This window comes from Mucilaginibacter terrae, assembly GCF_042679325.1.
Classification (GTDB): Bacteria; Bacteroidota; Bacteroidia; order Sphingobacteriales; family Sphingobacteriaceae; genus Mucilaginibacter; species Mucilaginibacter terrae.
On sequence record NZ_JBHTMJ010000003.1, the window covers coordinates 539,732 to 556,871 of the forward strand.

The 17,140-nt window shown below is 41.9% G+C and carries 10 protein-coding genes; 6 read left to right on the forward strand and 4 right to left on the reverse strand.

What is annotated here, in order from left to right:
* The first annotated feature begins 217 nt into the window (after nt 1-217).
* The 3 genes from ACFQ3S_RS04425 (at nt 218) to ACFQ3S_RS04435 (ending at nt 5,184) form a co-directional block, all read left to right on the forward strand.
* A complete protein-coding gene (locus ACFQ3S_RS04425) occupies nt 218-1,726 on the forward strand; it encodes a xylulokinase (RefSeq protein WP_377161633.1) in 1,509 nt (502 codons plus the stop codon).
* Nucleotides 1,727-1,808: 82 nt separating this feature from the next.
* Entirely contained in the window at nt 1,809-3,140 is a 1,332-nt protein-coding gene (xylA, locus tag ACFQ3S_RS04430) for a xylose isomerase (RefSeq protein WP_377161635.1), read from the forward strand.
* Between the two features lie 370 nt (nt 3,141-3,510).
* Nucleotides 3,511-5,184 carry a sodium:solute symporter family transporter gene (locus ACFQ3S_RS04435; RefSeq protein WP_377161637.1) on the forward strand — a complete coding sequence of 558 codons (1,674 nt, stop codon included), beginning with the start codon at nt 3,511-3,513 and terminating at the stop codon, nt 5,182-5,184.
* Between the two features lie 392 nt (nt 5,185-5,576).
* Here ACFQ3S_RS04435 and ACFQ3S_RS04440 read toward each other — a convergent pair whose 3' ends face one another.
* The 3 genes from ACFQ3S_RS04440 to ACFQ3S_RS04450 form a co-directional block, all read right to left on the reverse strand.
* Nucleotides 5,577-6,725: an MFS transporter gene (locus ACFQ3S_RS04440; protein WP_377161639.1), complete on the reverse strand. Its 1,149-nt coding sequence runs from the start codon at nt 6,723-6,725 to the stop codon at nt 5,577-5,579.
* A 71-nt stretch (nt 6,726-6,796) separates the two neighbouring features.
* Nucleotides 6,797-8,962 carry an alpha-glucuronidase family glycosyl hydrolase gene (locus ACFQ3S_RS04445; RefSeq protein WP_377161641.1) on the reverse strand — a complete coding sequence of 722 codons (2,166 nt, stop codon included), beginning with the start codon at nt 8,960-8,962 and terminating at the stop codon, nt 6,797-6,799.
* A 6-nt stretch (nt 8,963-8,968) separates the two neighbouring features.
* Complete coding sequence (locus ACFQ3S_RS04450) at nt 8,969-10,003, reverse strand: LacI family DNA-binding transcriptional regulator (protein WP_377161643.1); 1,035 nt, start codon at nt 10,001-10,003, stop codon at nt 8,969-8,971.
* A 672-nt stretch (nt 10,004-10,675) separates the two neighbouring features.
* On the opposite strand from ACFQ3S_RS04450, the gene uxuA reads away from it, so the two are divergent.
* The 3 genes from uxuA (at nt 10,676) to ACFQ3S_RS04465 (ending at nt 16,668) form a co-directional block, all read left to right on the forward strand.
* Nucleotides 10,676-11,872 (forward strand): mannonate dehydratase, encoded by a 1,197-nt coding sequence (uxuA, locus tag ACFQ3S_RS04455; RefSeq protein WP_377161645.1) that lies wholly within the window; start codon nt 10,676-10,678, stop codon nt 11,870-11,872.
* 177 nt (nt 11,873-12,049) lie between these two features.
* A complete protein-coding gene (locus ACFQ3S_RS04460; RefSeq protein ID WP_377161647.1) occupies nt 12,050-14,734 on the forward strand; it encodes a valine--tRNA ligase in 2,685 nt (894 codons plus the stop codon).
* A 107-nt stretch (nt 14,735-14,841) separates the two neighbouring features.
* On the forward strand, nt 14,842-16,668 hold the full coding sequence (locus ACFQ3S_RS04465; protein ID WP_377161649.1) for an ATP-binding protein: 1,827 nt from the start codon (nt 14,842-14,844) through the stop codon (nt 16,666-16,668).
* Here the strand turns inward: ACFQ3S_RS04465 and ACFQ3S_RS04470 are convergent.
* Nucleotides 16,665-17,135: a type I restriction enzyme HsdR N-terminal domain-containing protein gene (locus ACFQ3S_RS04470; RefSeq protein WP_377161651.1), complete on the reverse strand. Its 471-nt coding sequence runs from the start codon at nt 17,133-17,135 to the stop codon at nt 16,665-16,667. The genes ACFQ3S_RS04465 and ACFQ3S_RS04470 overlap by 4 nt on opposite strands.
* Nucleotides 17,136-17,140 lie beyond the last annotated feature (5 nt).

The following is a 17,140-nucleotide window of genomic DNA, read 5'->3' on the forward strand; positions in this document are numbered from 1 at the left end:
GTCATTTATATAATATCATACTTATGCTAAACTAAATATCTGCAGCATAATAAATTAATTGTGTTTTTTTTACACTAACTATTGCAACTAATTAAAATCAAACTATATTTGACAATCGATTGCAAAGAGCCTGCAATTTTAATTTACTATAATTACCGCAATAAACCAATTCATACAATTACCAGCGATTTTTGATTTTAATTTATAAGCACAAAGCATGTTATTATTAGGTATTGATATAGGCACATCATCGGTAAAGGTTTCTGTAGTTGATGCCGTATCTCAAAAAGCTTTGGCCTCAGCACAATATCCCGAATCGGAGTCTCCTATAATTTCTTTACAGTTGGGCTGGGCCGAGCAATCGCCCGATATGTGGTTGAACCAGGCAGAGCAGGCTATTACTAAATGCCATGCCTCAGGTAAATACAATTCGCAGGATATTGCCGCCATTGGTATAGCCTACCAGATGCATGGTTTGGTATTGGTAGATAAAAATCAGCAGGTATTGCGCAACAGTATTATTTGGTGCGATAGCCGCGCTGTGGAATACGGCGACAAAGCTTTTGAAGCCATAGGCGAGGAGAGATGCCTTTCGCACCTGTTGAACTCGCCCGGTAATTTTACCGCCGCTAAACTGGCCTGGGTAAAAGCTAACGAGCCTGAGCTTTACGAGCGAATAGATAAAATTATGCTGCCCGGCGATTTCATTGCTATGAAACTTACCGGTGAGGTCACCACTTCCATATCCGCCTTATCCGAAGGGATCTTTTACGATTTTGTGGAGAACGGCCTCTCAGAAGATGTGATGCGTTTTTTTGGTTTTAGCAACTCGCTGATCCCAACTGTAAACCCGGTGTTTTCGTTGCATGGAACATTAACCACCGCGGTTGCCGCTCAACTCAAACTTAAAGCCGGTATCCCGGTGGCTTATAAAGCGGGCGATCAGCCTAATAATGCTTTATCGCTAAATGTACTTAATCCGGGTGAGGTTGCCGCTACGGCGGGTACATCGGGGGTTATTTATGGCGTGAGCGATAAACTGGCCTATGATCCGCAATCGCGCGTGAATACATTTGCACATGTTAACTACGCGGAAGAACAAAAACGCTTAGGTATTTTGCTTTGCATTAACGGAACGGGCAGCTTAAACCGTTGGGCTAAAAACCTGTTCGGCAGCAATATTAGCTATGCCGAAATGAATCAGCTGGCCAACAAGGCTCCTGAAGGCAGCAGTGGTTTACGCATATTACCTTTTGGCAACGGTGCCGAGCGTATGCTGGGTAACAAATTGGTAGGTGTACATTTTCATCATATAGATTTAAACCTGCATTCGCAGGCACACATTTTCCGTGCGGTGCAAGAGGGTATAGCCTGCGCGTTTAGGTACGGGTTGGATATTATGCGCGAGAACGGCATGAACCCTACGGTAATCCGTGCGGGCAAAGCCAATCTTTTCCTGAGTGATTTGTTTGCCGAAACTTTTGTGAACGTAACAGGTGTACCGGTTGAATTATATAATAACGACGGAAGCGTAGGAGCGGCTTTGGGCGCAGGAATAGGCGCTAATATATTTACTTCGCCGGCTGAAGCATTTAAAGGCATGGAAAAAGTGCAGGTAATTGAACCGCGTAAAAACAATAATTTCGAACCTGTTTACCAGGAGTGGAAAATATTACTGGATAAGCAGATGATTGCCGAGCAAGCTATTGAAGATGCAAACGCATAAATAGCATCAAAAACACAAGCTTAGGAATACAGACTTGTAATTCAACAGAATAATTTAAAGCAAATAACTTAATAACCATATAATGGCAAGTATAATTACAGGAGACAGAGAGTATTTTAAAGGTATAGACCAGATTAAGTTTGAAGGCCCGGAAAGCGATAATCCGTTAGCCTACCGCTGGTATGATGAAAACCGCGTTGTTGCGGGTAAAACGTTAAAAGACCATTTTAAATTTGCGGTATCGTACTGGCATTCTTTTAATGGTAACGGTGCCGATCCTTTCGGTGGCGCTACCCATGTTTTTCCTTGGGATGAAAAAGCAGATGCAGTTGACCGTGCTAAAGACAAAATGGATGCTGCATTTGAGTTTTTTACCAAACTGGGCTTACCATACTACTGTTTTCATGATGTGGACGTAGTTGATTACGGTAATGATATTAACGAAAACGACCGCAGGTTGCAAACTTTGGTTGATTATGCTAAGGAGAAACAAGCTGCCAGTGGCGTAAAATTGTTGTGGGGAACCGCCAACCTGTTCTCGCACAAACGTTACATGAACGGTGCATCAACCAATCCCGATTTTCATGTATTAACGCATGGTGCCGCACAAGTGAAAGCTGCTTTAGATGCCACCATTGCCTTAGGCGGCGAAAATTACGTTTTTTGGGGTGGCAGAGAAGGCTACATGAGCCTGCTGAATACCGACATGAAACGAGAGCAGGAACATTTGGCTAAATTTTTACATGCCTCAAAAGATTATGCACGTAAAAACGGTTTCACCGGTAACTTTTTTTTAGAGCCTAAACCATGTGAGCCAACCAAGCATCAGTACGATTATGATGCTGCAACCTGCTTAAGCTTTTTGCAGAAATACGACCTGATGAACGACTTCAAATTAAATCTGGAAGTTAACCACGCCACTTTGGCCGGTCATACTTTCCAACATGAAATGCAGGTAGCTGCCGACAACGGCATATTGGGTTCATTAGATGCCAACCGTGGCGATATACAAAACGGATGGGATACCGATCAGTTCCCTAACGATATTACCGAGGTAACCGAATACATGATGGTATTATTACGTGCCGGTGGCCTAAAAGGCGGCGGCATTAACTTTGATGCCAAGATCCGCCGTAATTCTACCGATAAGGCCGATTTGTTTTACGCTCACGTAGGTGGTGCCGATGTTTTTGCACGTGCTTTAATTATAGCAGATAATATTTTACAAAAATCAGATTACACTAAAATTGTAACTGATCGTTATGCCTCGTTCGATAGCGGAAAAGGTAAGGAATTTGAGGAAGGTAAACTTAGCCTGGAAGATCTGAGAGCTTATGCACTGGAGAACGGCGAACCTGCTACCATTAGTGGAAAACAGGAATACCTGGAAAACTTAATAAACCGTTACATATAATATTGTTCATAAACAAGCTATTTATAGCTTAGAAAAAGGCTTACAAATAAGATTTGAAGGCCTTTTTCTTTAACATTAAACAATTTGAAAGCTGTTTAACAGGCTAAAATGTTATTGCGAGGAACGATAGCAATGTGGCAATCTTTAAGCGTTGAATTACCTGTTTGCCAAAAATTGCTAAAGTACGGCTCGCAATTACATGGTTTTTTAATTATGTTACGCAACATTTAAAAGCCCTTAATCAACAGCATTAATTAGAAGTGTATAATTGACTATACTTATAGTACATTAACGCCGAAAATTTGATAAACCGATATATTTAATATATAATTGTTGCCAGTTAATACCAATTACCTAAGCGTTTTTAAAAATGAATAAATTATCTACAGGAGATTACGTTGTATTTTTAGTTTACTTTTTTATTGTAGCCATTTATGGCCTGTGGGTGTACCGCCGCAAGCGCAATGCCGATGCTACATCCAAAGACTATTTTTTGGCCGAGGGTTCGCTAACCTGGTGGGCTATCGGGTCTTCATTAATTGCCTCCAATATATCTGCCGAGCAGTTTATTGGCATGAGCGGTTCGGGTTTTAAAATTGGTTTAGCAATATCTACCTATGAGTGGATGGCTGCTTTGACCTTAGTTATTGTGGCTGTTTTCTTTATACCGGTGTATTTAAAAAACAAAATCTTTACCATGCCGCAGTTCCTGCATCAGCGTTATAATGGTACCGTAGCCATGATTATGGCCGTTTTCTGGTTATTATTGTATGTGGTAGTTAACTTAACTTCAATTTTATATTTAGGTGCTTTAGCAGTAAGCAGTATATCGGGTGTCAACTTCCAGTTATGCATCTGGATGCTGGCCATATTCGCAGTAATTATCACCTTAGGTGGTATGAAGGTAATTGGTTATACCGATGTTATCCAGGTGTTTTTCCTTATTTTGGGCGGCTTGGTTACCACTTATATTGCCGTTACCATGGTTGCCGAAAAAAACGGCTCCCAAGGGCTTATCGAAGGTTTAAAGATCATGGGTACTCAGGCTAACGATCACTTTCACATGATCCTCAAAAAAGATGATACCAATTATGCTGCCCTACCCGGTTTAACGGTATTATTAGGTGGTATGTGGATTGTAAACCTTAACTACTGGGGTTGTAATCAGTATATTACGCAACGTGCTTTGGGTGCAAATTTACCAACTGCCCGTGGTGGTATTTTGTTTGCCGCTTTCTTGAAATTAATGATGCCTATCATCGTGGTTATTCCGGGTATTGCTGCTTACATTTTGTTTAAGCAAAACGTTTTCAATACCGAAATGATGAAAGACGGTAAAGTGGTTGCCGATAACGCATACCCTGTACTGTTAAACCTTTTACCAATGGGCTTTAAGGGCTTATCCTTCGCGGCCTTAACTGCTGCGGTAGTAGCCTCATTAGCCGGTAAGGCTAATAGTATAGCTACTATTTTTACATTAGATATTTACAAAAAACGCCTCAGACCCGATGCACCCGACCATACACTGGTAGTAGTTGGTAAAATTGCCGTTGTGGTAGCCATGGTATTAGGTATTGTTATTTCTCCGTACCTGGGTATCGATAAAGAGGGTGGTTTCCAATACATTCAGGAATACACAGGCTTCGTGTCTCCGGGTATCTTCGCTATGTTCATCTTGGGTTTCTTCTGGAAAAAAGCCTCTTCAAGTGCAGCTTTGTTTGCAACTATAGGTGGGTTTATCTTCTCGGTCTTCTTCAAATTCCTGCCACAGTTTGCCGATCTTTCTTTTCTGGCCCCAACAGGCTTTGCCACCAAGAGCGTGGAAACGGGTTTATACGAAATACCGTTCCTTGATCGTATGGGCTTTGTATTCATTATCTGTATCGTAGCCATGTGGATCATCAGTACCATTGAGCACGCTCAGGGTAAGAAAACCAATGGTTTGGATGTGGACGCCAGCATGTTTAAAACTTCCAACTCATTTGCTGTGGGTTCGTTACTCATCTGCGGTATATTGGTTGCCTTGTACACATTATTCTGGTAACCGATAATTATAAAATACCAAGGCGGCGATCCCATTAAGGTCGCCGCTTTTTTTATTGTTAGTCTTCCTTATTTTATTAACTTATTCTTCTTCCGAAGAAGGCATGTTAGAACCGTAGACCCGAAAAAATAATATACAGTTTCAGTAAATGATTGCTGTGTTGCCTGCGGACCGCGCTTTCTGTTCCCTCATTTCACTACGCTGCACTACGGGCTTTTCTCTGCAATTGCTAACGCGGAAATGGTTGATCTATTTATTAAGTATTGGATTTTTGTTAAAAAAAAAGTTATACACTCTCTTTTGATGAAGTATATTTATTAAATAAGGAAAAACCTGATATTTTAAAGTTTTATGAAGTTTTATGAAAAGAATATGAGGATTAAGATTCCTGTTTATTCTTCTTTGATCTTGCTCACCATCCAAACAATCAGTCCGCCCAACATAGCGATAATACCGAACGACCAGCGTAACCCTGCTGCCTGGGCCACATAACCTACCAGAGGTGGCACCAGCAAAAAGCCGAAGTAACCAATGGTTGATATAGAGGCAATAGCCGCACCGTTGCTCAACCTGGCCGACTTTGCGGCTATGCTGAATACCAACGGTACCACGCATGATACACCTAAGCCAACCAGCATAAAACCTGCGCCCGCCGTAACAGGGTAGGGTAATATAACAGCTAACAACAACCCGCAAAATATAAGCCAGCCACTATAATTTAGTAATGCTTTAATACCGGTAATTACAACCAGTTTATCGCCTAAAAAACGGCCCGTGGTCATGGCCACCATATAAGCCACAAAGGCGGCGGTGGCCGTAGCGTTGCCTGCATGCACGGCCTTGTCAAAATAAATGGCGCTCCAATCATACATAGTATTTTCACAGGCCATGCAGGCAAAGCATATAATGGCAAATTTAAGCATGTACTTATCGGGTAAAATTAAAAAAGGTTTACGCTCAACAGGATGGGGTTTTTGGTAAAAAGTGTAAGGATAAAAGTAAACAGCTGCCAAACAAAGTAATATGCTGATAGCACCCAAATGATAAAACAAACCGATGTTTAAACGAACCATAAGGTAACCCACCGCAGCCCCGGCAAAACCGGCCATACTCCATATACCGTGAAAAGTGGTAATAACCGATTTGGTATAGTGTGATTGTACGCCAACCGATTGCGCATTAACCGATAAATTAAGCAGGTTACGTGCCGAACCAAAGCCGAATAGAATAATGGCGAACTGCCAGGCCTCGGTGCCTAATCCTAATAAAAACAGTACTATATTAAACATGAGCGCGCCAAACAACATAATGCTGCGGCTGGTATAATAGCTCAATAACCGCCCCGTAATGGGCATAGTAAACATAAGGCCTATAGGAAGCGCAAATAACAAAGTGCCTAATTGTGCTTCGTTTAAATGTAAATGCTGCTGTACGGTTGGTATGCGCGATGCCCAGGAAGAGTAGCCAAAGCCTGAAATGAAAAAGAAAACTGCACACCCGATGCGCAAGTGGCGCGGCGATTTATTCATTAACTCAGTCATGTGCGGCAAAAGTAAGGATTAGCCAACTTTATACAGAGCACTAAACCGGTATATTGTAAAAGAATAAGCTATTATTGCGCACCACCGGTACCCGGTAAAAAGTAAAATTTTTGATTTCGATAGTAAGCCAGGTCATGTTCTGGCTTTTCGTAACCTGCCGGTATAGGCATTTTAGAAAAACTTTGAAAATATAACACGCAAGCATTACGCCACCAAACAGCTTCCTGCTCTTGTATAGCCATTAATTGTTTTACTTCATTAAAACGCGCATCATCAATTTTACCCTGCATTAAGCTCCAGGTTTTTTGCATGTTCCTCACCGAATCCACACCACGGTAATAATGATGGACCAGTTCCTGCCACAGGGTTTTGCCCGATGGCATCTGCTTATTCCAGCTTACATGATGAAACCAAAGCAGGTACTTTTCGGGCGTAGTTGCCGGGTTGTTTAACTGATCGCGTATTTCGGGGAAATATTGCGCTACTGCGTTACTGCCCTTGGAAGTGCGGTCGAAACCAATGCCGGCCGAATCAGCTTTGTGGTAGTACACCGGGTTCCAGTCGGGGCGGTTAAGGTTGTTAACCCACGGAGCGGGGCCATAATGCGCCCCGGTGCCCATAATATGATGCAGGCCGAGCGGGGTCATATAATCCACCGTGGTTTCGCGCGAGCTGAGCATGAATTGTTTAACCGGGTTTACAAAACTATTATCGGTGCTGAAAGTCATGCGGAGCCATTCATCGGCAATAGCAGCCGGGGTGAGTTCGGGGTTCCAGGCCAGCCGCCCGAAAGCATACCAATTAGCTTGCGCAAACTGGTGCCCGCACCAGTTCACATCCGAACCAATATTGGCTACACCAGCCATACCCGTAAAGGCTTGGTTGTCCAGCTCACCATCAATGGCCTTAGCTACGGTTGAACCCTTACCTTTAGCATAAGTGTCTGATTCCAGCACCTCTTTAAACATGGGCGCCAGGTACACCAAATGCGTTGAAAAACCTAAATATTCTTGCGTAATCTGGTATTCTATCATTACTGGCGTTTTACGCATGGCACCAAAAAGCGGATGAAAGGGTTCGCGTGGTTGGAAATCAATAGCGCCATTTTTAACTTGTACAATTACATTGCTCCTAAACTGCCCATCGAGCGGTTTAAATTCGCTGTAAGCTTGTTTGGCGCGGTCATCGGGCACTTTATCGTCATAGACGAATGCACGCCACATTACTATGCCATTATGCGGTTTTAAGGCATCGGCTAGCATATTGGCGCCGTCGGCATGGTTGCGGTTATAGGTTTGCGGACCAGGCTGTCCTTCCGAGTTTGCTTTTACAATGAACCCGCCAAAATCGGGTATGTAGCTGTAAATTTCATCTGCCTTGTCTTTCCACCATTTTTGAACGCTGGCATCCAGCGGGTCGGCAGTTTTTAATCCGCCAATTTCAACAGGGGCACTAAACCTGGCGGTTAGATAGATCTTGATACCATAAGTGCGAAAAACCTGCGCTAATGCGGCAGTTTTAACGAGGTAATCTTTAGTAAGTGATATAGCACTGGCGTTTACATTGTTTACCACGGCACCATTTATGCCTATTGAGGCGTTGGCGCGGGCATAATCAATATATCGTGGGTCAATATATCCGGGTAGCTTGTGCCATTTCCAGATAGATGAACCTGCATAACCACGCTCAACCGTACGGTCTAAATTGTCCCAATGGTTTAAAAGGCGGTATTTAATTTCTGGTTTTTCGGTAATGGCTAATAGCTGAATGCTTTGCCCTGTTTGCAGCAACTTTAAAAAGTTGAATACGCCGTAAAGCACACCTTTATCGGTGTTGGCACCTATTACAATGCTGCTTTTACCATTTACATTTACGGTTTTAATAAAGTAACCTTCGGTGCCTGCTGCCTTTAGTTCGGTACTGTATTGGGCAATAGTTTTTGAGGTTTGTGGTGTGCCGGCAATTAAGGTGCCACTGGCTGCCACACTATTTACCTGGGCTGGTTGCAGGTTTAGCAATAGTTGCAAACCATTGTTAAGCTCTTTTTTAGCTGCTAACAGGGTAGGCGATGAAGCGTTAAATTGTAACTGCTTAACCGACTGCCGGTAGGTATTGTAAAGCGAAACGTTTTGTACCTTATTATAACGTAGCCACAAACGGTATCCATCCTCGGCTTTAGTGTTTGTAGTATTGAACAGAAAAAGTAAAAGAATAATGCAGGCAGCAGGTTTATTCATATAAAGTTACTTTTTTTTCAGAGACGATTCCCTAATCACGAGTTCCGATTTCTGAATGAGTCTATTATCAGATGGTATATTGTTATTGCTGTTATTCAGGCGGTTAATTAAAATTTTGGCTGCAACTTCGCCCATGTCGTAACCTTTATAATTTACAGTGGTAAGGTTTGGTTCAATAATGCTGGCCTCGGTATCGTTATTAAAACCGGCAAAAGCAATATCTTCGGGTATGCGTATGTCATGTCTTTTAAGTTCCTGCATACAGCTAACAGCGCAGGCATCATTGGTTACAAAAATACCATCAGGGCGCTTAGGCATTGCCAGTATGGTATGTGCCGTTTCAATGCCGGCCTGCAGGGTGAGTTGCGTTAATATGGTCAGGCCTTCTTCGTAAGCAATATTATTTTCTGTTAAAGCTTGTTTGTAGCCGGCAAACCTATCGGCAGCTACACTGCTTAATTTATAAGCGGTAACATGTGCAATACGCTTACAGCCTTGTTTAATTAAATGTGTAGTAATATCATAAGCCGCTTTTATGTTATCAATTTCAATACCCGGGCATTTTGGGTGCGGCCAAACCCTGTCAAAATAAACCAGTGGGATACCACGTTTTACAAAACTTTCAAAATGGTCGGCATTTTCAGTGTCATAGGCCAGCGATACCAGTAAGCCATCTACCCGGTTGTTATACATGGCCTGGGCTATATTTACTTCCTTTGCAATATTATCAAGCGATTGGCTGATAATAAGGTTATAACCGGCATCACTTAGCACTTTTTCTACCCCGGCAATTACGTTAGACATGAAACTACTATTCAAATTACCTACTATAATACCAATAATATTACTCTTCTTTTTGCGTAGGTTACTCGCCAAATGATTAGAACGGTAACCCATACTTTTAGCAGCTTCCATAACCCTTTGCTTAGTATTTATGTTTACCGATGGATGATCCATTAGGCCACGGCTTACTGTTGCTGCAGATATATTTAACTTTTTTGCTATATCGTATATCGTAATTTCTTTTTCAGGATCACTCATGTGCTGTCAGTATTTATCAGCATAAAGTTAGCATAATTAGCTATAAGTTGTTATGTATGCAAAATAAACACAGCCCATATTTACCTAAAAAGGCATTTGTAAACAATTATATATGGCAATATTTTTTAATCGAAAACTGTAAAAATCAATTAACTTCAGAGCATATTTTATAATCAGTTCTCAAACATATAAAAATTACAATCGATTGCAATTATGGGAATTAGTTTGCAGATTTGAAAGTGTTAATAGTAAATAAATTGCAGTATGATTTTTTACACTACGGTAAACAACAACAATAAGCTAATACTTTTATGAATTAAGCGAGATATTACTGCCAATAACAAGCCGCTAATTAATTTAATACTGAAAAATCTGCTATCTCGTAAGTACAAGGCAAATGTTTACCAGACAGGATACCGGGTTAATAATGCTTATGCGGTTTATCTCGACATGAAACCGCCCTCAAAGTTAAAAAGAAACCATGTAGGGGGGCCATTAGGCAAAATAGTAAAGTTGCTATGGTATCATCGGCAAAATTATAGCGGGTGAAAGCTTGGGGCAAGTTGCAGGAAAATATTTTTAATGCATACTAATGATGTGTACTTTGTGGGCATTAATACGGTTAATTAACTATACTATAAACTTTATAAAAGTTCAAAAAAACTTCAGAAAATGATTAATAATCTTGAACAAACCTTTCGGTGGTTTGGTACAACAGACCCGGTTACTTTGCAGGCCATTACCCAAACAGGTGCAACCGGAATAGTGAACGCTCTGCACCATATACCGGCCGGGGAGGAGTGGAGCCTGGAAGAAATTGAAAAGCGCAAAGCCATGATAGAAGCCGCCGGTTTACGCTGGTCGGTAGTAGAAAGCGTGAACATTCACGAAAGCATCAGGATAGCAGGCAGTGAACGCGATGCTTATATTGAAAAGTACATTAATACATTAAAGAATTTGGCGCAGGCCGGTTTAAGTGTAGTGTGTTACAATTTTATGCCCGTGCTGGACTGGACCCGCACTAACCTGGATTACCGCTTGCCGAACGGTGCTTCGGCATTGCGTTATGATGCGCCGGCCTTGGCTGCATTTGATCTGTATATTTTAGAGCGTCCCGAAGCATACCAGGAATTTACGATCCAGCAACAGCAAACGGCCAAGGCTTATTTGGATAACCTGAGTGCCGGCGAAAAAACGCAGCTAACTAATATTGTTATGGCCGGCTTGCCCGGTACCGATGATGTGTTTACTATTGAAGAGTTTAAAATACACCTTAAAAAGTATGAGCATATTAACTCGGCCGTGTTGAAAAAGAACATGGCTTACTTTTTACAAGCCATTATACCCGATGCCGAAAAACTGGGCATCAAAATGTGCGTACACCCCGATGATCCGCCGTTTTCTATTTTAGGCTTACCACGGGTGGTTTCTACCGAGCAGGATTTGGTAGATGTAGTAAATGCCTGCCCGTCGCCCAGCAACGGCTTAACTTATTGCACAGGTTCGTTAGGGGCAAACCCAGTAAATGACCTGCCCGGCATTGTGGATCGGTTAGGCGAACATATCCATTTTATACACCTGCGCAATGTACAACGCGAAGCCGACGGCAGCTTTTATGAGGCCGATCACCTGAACGGCAGTACCGATATGTATGCGGTAATGAAAAACATTATCATTGAGCAAAAAAAGCGTGCCGATAGCGGACGTACAGATATTGCCATTCCTATGAGGCCCGATCACGGGCATAAACTGCTTGATGATTACAATTACAATACCTACCCCGGTTACTCGGTTATTGGCCGTTTAAAAGGGCTGGCAGAATTGCGGGGTTTAGAGATGGGAATTAAGCGGACCTTGCTGGAAGGATGAGGTGTAATTTACACCCCCCAATAATATGCATATAAAACAGAGACTGATCATATATAATTTACTTGACATAGCAACATTGTTAGGTTACTATATAACTCGGGAAAATGATTTAATATTTATTTTTCCTTTGTGCCTAACTATCAAACATATTACTGCAAAACGTTATTTTTGCGGGCTATGAGTATTTCAAAAACCTATCAGTTTAACGAAGTTGAAGATAAATGGTACAGCTACTGGTTGGAGCACCGATTTTTTAAATCTGTGCCCGATGAGCGCGAACCCTACACTATAGTTATTCCTCCACCCAATGTTACCGGTGTATTGCACATGGGCCACATGCTTAATAACACCATACAGGATGTGCTGATACGCCGCGCCCGTATGAAAGGTAAAAATGCCTGCTGGGTACCCGGTACCGACCATGCCAGTATTGCTACCGAAGCCAAAGTGGTAGCCATGCTCAAAGAACGCGGCATTGCCAAAACCGATTTAACACGCCCTGAGTTTTTAGAATATGCTTGGGAATGGAAAGAAAAATACGGCGGCATCATCCTCGAACAGCTGAAAAAATTAGGTGCTTCCTGCGATTGGGACCGTACCCGTTTTACCATGGAGCCCGATATGAGCGAAGCCGTGCTCGATACGTTTATCCACCTCTACAAAAAAGGCCTGATCTACCGTGGCATACGCATGGTAAACTGGGACCCTAAAGGCCTTACCGCCGTAAGCGACGAAGAAGTTATCCGTAAAGAAGTAAACCAGAAGCTTTATTATATACGGTATGTAGTTGAGGGGAGCGAGGATTTAGGATCGGGTAGCGAAAATTACGCACCCGGCACCCCTCACCCCGCACCCTACATTACCGTTGCCACCACCCGCCCCGAAACCATTATGGCCGATAGTGCCATTTGTATTAACCCTAATGATGAACGGTACACGCACCTGCATGGCAAAACCGTGTACGTGCCTTTAATTAACCGTGCTATCCCGGTTATTTTGGATGAGTATGTTACCATGGATTTTGGTACAGGCTGCTTAAAGGTAACACCGGCGCATGATTTGAACGATTACGAACTGGGCCAAAAGCATCACCTGCCCGTTATTGATATTTTAAATGACGATGGTACGCTAAACGAAAAGGCCGGAATACTCATTGGTGAGGACCGTTTTGCCGCGCGCAAAAAAATCGCTATCCTGTTGGATGAGGCCGGCTCGCTCGAAAAGATAGAGGACTATAAATCGCAGATAGGGTTTTCGGAACGTACCGATGCGGTTATAGAGCCTAAGCTTTCGATGCAGTGGTTTTGTAAAATGAGTGAAATGGCCAAGCCCGCGCTCAATTATGTGCTGAACGGCGAAGTAAAGCTTATCCCCGAAAAATATATCAACACCTACCGCCACTGGATGGAGAACGTGCGCGATTGGAACATTAGCCGCCAGCTATGGTGGGGACAGCAGATCCCTGCCTGGTACTTACCTAATGGAGAATACGTAGTAGCCAAAACTGCCGAAGAAGCGCTGGTAGAGGCTGCAAAGCTTTCAACCAATCACGCTCAACTAACCACCGCCGATTTGCGCCAGGACGAGGATGTGGTAGATACCTGGTTTTCCTCATGGTTGTGGCCAATATCCGTTTTTGATGGTTTTAAAGATCCTGATAATGCCGACATCAATTATTATTACCCTACCAACGACCTGGTTACCGCACCCGAGATCCTGTTTTTTTGGGTGGCGCGTATGATTATGGCCGGGCACGAATTTAAAGGCCAGGCGCCATTTAAAAATGTGTACCTCACCGGGATAGTGCGCGATAAACTGGGCCGTAAAATGTCGAAATCGCTGGGTAACTCTCCCGATCCGATAGATTTAATTAAAAAGTATAGTGCCGATGGCGTACGTGTAGGAATGCTCATGTGCTCGCCTGCCGGTAACGACCTCATGTTCGACGAAAGTTACTGCGAGCAAGGGAGCAGGTTTGGCAACAAAATATGGAATGCTTTTAAACTGGTAAAAGGCTGGGAGGCAGATGATAGCCTGCCCAACATCAACATTACGGCTATCAGCTGGTTTAAAAGCCGCTTTAATGAAGCCCTGGCCGAAATTGACGAACTGTTTGATCAATACCGCCTGTCGGAAGCCATAATGGCGGTGTACAAACTGTTATGGGACGATTTTTGTGCCTGGTACCTCGAAATGGTAAAACCGGTTTACCAGCAGCCTATAGATGCCGAAACTTACAAAGCTACCGTGGGTTTTTTTGAAAACCTGTTGAAAGTACTGCACCCGTTTATGCCTTTTATAACAGAAGAATTATGGCACGATGACCTGTTTGGTATGCGTACCCCTCAAGACTGCTGTATTGTAGCGCAACTCCCGGTTATTGAAAAGGCAGATACCTCATTGTTAACGAGCTGCGAAATAGTTAAACAAATAATAACCGAAATACGAAATACACGTAACAACAAACAGTTATCCCCAAAAGAAAGTCTCGATCTTTATATCAGGCAAGCATCAATAATTAACTACGAAAACTTTTTGCCTGTTATAAGCAAGCTGGGCAATATAGCCAATATCAGTTTTACCGATGATAAGATAGCCGGAGCGGTTAACTTCATCATATCTACCGATGAATTTTTTATTCCGTTAGTAGGTAATGTGGATGCAGAGGCCGAACGTTTACGTTTGCTAAAGGATAAAGATTATCTGCTTGGATTTTTAAGATCGGTTGATGCAAAACTTTCTAACGAGAAATTTGTGAACAATGCCAAGCCCGAAATTATTGATAATGAGCGTAGAAAAAAGGCAGATGCCGAGGTTAAACTAAAAATAATAGAAGACAGTTTACAGTTTTTGGCAAATTAATTGCATAATGGCATTAGCTAATTGTTAAATTAGTTAATGCCTAACCAATTGGTTTATTAAATTAATGCATTTAATAACCTTTTTTAAGATTCAAGTAACACCAACTAATGAGTAACGAAGCAGGTTTTTTTAACCTCTCAATTAAGAATATTTTGTCTGATGAGCAATCTATGCTCACACAGGCTCGTATTCGTTTATTATATTACGGTTTGTTTCTTGTTTTTTTTACTGTAGGTGCTATTTTACTAAGTGTTTTGTTCTTAAACCAACCTGCATTGGTTACTATGGCAGGTGGTATTATGCTTATTATAGCATGTTTATTTAAATACCTTACCTGGAGGGGTGATTGGAAGCTGGTAGCTCAAATCCTGCTCATTTTGGGTACTATGATAAACCTAATAGATGCCTTTATCATATTTCAGAAAGTAGATATACTGTCTATTCAGTTAGTGCTGATGATCATTATCTTCAGTTTTTATATGCTTGGGCAAAATTGGGGCTTATTGTACTCGTTAGCTAATTTACTTCCGGTGTTATTGTTTATGATCTATGCCTATAGTAATATATATATTATTTCAATAAGGCCACAGCATATAGAGCAATCAACCATTATTATTAGTGTAGTTGCCAACTTTATTATAATGGTGTATATTCATAATCACTTTTATAATGCCTTTCTAAAAAATATTTTACAACTTAAAAAAACCAGCGAAGATCAAATCAGGCTTAACGTAAACCTGGAACTGGCAATTGATAAAGCCGAAAAATCATCGCATGCCAAATCGGAGTTCCTGTCTACCATGTCGCACGAAATACGAACACCTTTAAACGCGGTGATAGGAATGAGCAACCTGCTGATGATGGGCGAACCGCGACCGGACCAGGAAGAGAACCTGGAAATACTGAAGTTTTCGGCCAATAACTTATTGGCAATTGTAAATGATGTACTTGACTTTAATAAAATAGAATCGGGCAAGGTAATATTTGAGAATATACGGTTTAACCTGGCCGAGCTTATGCATAATATATGCGGTGGGCAAATTATTAAAGCCAATGAAAAGGGGCTTATTTTTAAATTAAAAATAGACGATGCCCTGCGGAACAAAATAGTTATTGGCGACCCTACCCGCATAACCCAAATCATTTTTAATTTGGTAAGTAATGCCATTAAGTTTACCCGCCAGGGCTATGTTGAAGTTAAAGTAAGCGTACTTGAAGACCGCCATAACCAGATCATTATCCGTTTTTCGGTTAAAGATTCGGGCATTGGTATTGAGCGCGATAACCTAATGGCCATATTTGAACCTTTTACCCAGGAAAGTATTACTACTACCCGTAAGTACGGCGGTACCGGTTTAGGTTTAGCTATTGTAAAGCGTTTGCTGGAGTTACGAGGCGTACAAATGCATGTATTAAGCAAGCCTGGTCAAGGGTCTGAGTTTTCGTTTAACCTCGATTTACCGGTTGCTACCGAAAAGCTGGAAGAACCAGCCGTTCAGCCGGCTATTGATTTAGAAGGTGATCGTGATATGGATACTTTACATATTTTGGTGGCCGAAGACAATATGGTTAATACCATGCTCATGAAAAAGTTTTTTTCAAAATGGCGGGTACAATCATCTTTTGCCGAAAACGGTGAACGTGCAGTAGAGATGATGCAATACGGCAATTTTGATATTGTGCTGATGGATTTGCAAATGCCAGTACTTAATGGTTTTGATGCTGCTATTGAAATCCGAAAAATGGCCGATGCTCAAAAGGCCAGTATTCCTATTATAGCGTTAACAGCTTCAGCTTTAACAGACATACGCGAAAAAGTATTCAGTGCCGGTATGAACGATTATGTATCTAAACCGTTTAAGCCCGAGGAACTGAAAGAAAAAATAATAACCCTGGTAAACCGTAAAGCTATGACCAGGCCGCAGTCAATTTAAAAAGTGTAATGGGGCAGTTCCTGTATAAACTGGTATTTGCGCGTTTCAAAATCAATAGTACAATAAAAATGTTGCAAGCCGTTGGTAACGGCTAATAATTTAATTTGATGGGTAATATTGTAGCGGGCTATCTGGTCAAATACTTTTTGGTCAATAATTACATCAGGCGCTTTACATTCTACCATTAAAATTTTTTGGCCGTCGGGGTTAAATACCACTACATCGGTACGTAGGGCCATACCGTGTAATTTGAGGCCGCCTTCCAGCTTAATTAACGTTTTGGGGTAGCCCTTAACCCTTATAAGATATTGTACAAAATGCTGCCTTACCCATTCTTCGGGCGTAAGCAAAATTTGTTTCTTACGTATCTCATCAAAAATAAAAAGCTGGCCGTTTTGGTCGGTTAGTTTAAAGGGGTAGGGTGGTAAGGCCAAAGGCAGCAACAGGTTCATGACGGTAAAATTCATCAATA

Excerpts from the sequence above, each read along its gene's own strand:
- ACFQ3S_RS04445 (WP_377161641.1), bottom strand. The coding sequence starts at position 8,962 with ATGAATAAACCTGCTGCCTGCATTATTCTTTTACTTTTTCTGTTCAAT.
- ACFQ3S_RS04435 (WP_377161637.1), top strand. The coding sequence starts at position 3,511 with ATGAATAAATTATCTACAGGAGATTACGTTGTATTTTTAGTTTACTTT.
- ACFQ3S_RS04470 (WP_377161651.1), bottom strand. The coding sequence starts at position 17,135 with ATGAATTTTACCGTCATGAACCTGTTGCTGCCTTTGGCCTTACCACCC.
- ACFQ3S_RS04440 (WP_377161639.1), bottom strand. The coding sequence starts at position 6,725 with ATGACTGAGTTAATGAATAAATCGCCGCGCCACTTGCGCATCGGGTGT.
- ACFQ3S_RS04465 (WP_377161649.1), top strand. The coding sequence starts at position 14,842 with ATGAGTAACGAAGCAGGTTTTTTTAACCTCTCAATTAAGAATATTTTG.
- uxuA (WP_377161645.1), top strand. The coding sequence starts at position 10,676 with ATGATTAATAATCTTGAACAAACCTTTCGGTGGTTTGGTACAACAGAC.
- ACFQ3S_RS04450 (WP_377161643.1), bottom strand. The coding sequence starts at position 10,003 with ATGAGTGATCCTGAAAAAGAAATTACGATATACGATATAGCAAAAAAG.
- xylA (WP_377161635.1), top strand. The coding sequence starts at position 1,809 with ATGGCAAGTATAATTACAGGAGACAGAGAGTATTTTAAAGGTATAGAC.
- ACFQ3S_RS04425 (WP_377161633.1), top strand. The coding sequence starts at position 218 with ATGTTATTATTAGGTATTGATATAGGCACATCATCGGTAAAGGTTTCT.
- ACFQ3S_RS04460 (WP_377161647.1), top strand. The coding sequence starts at position 12,050 with ATGAGTATTTCAAAAACCTATCAGTTTAACGAAGTTGAAGATAAATGG.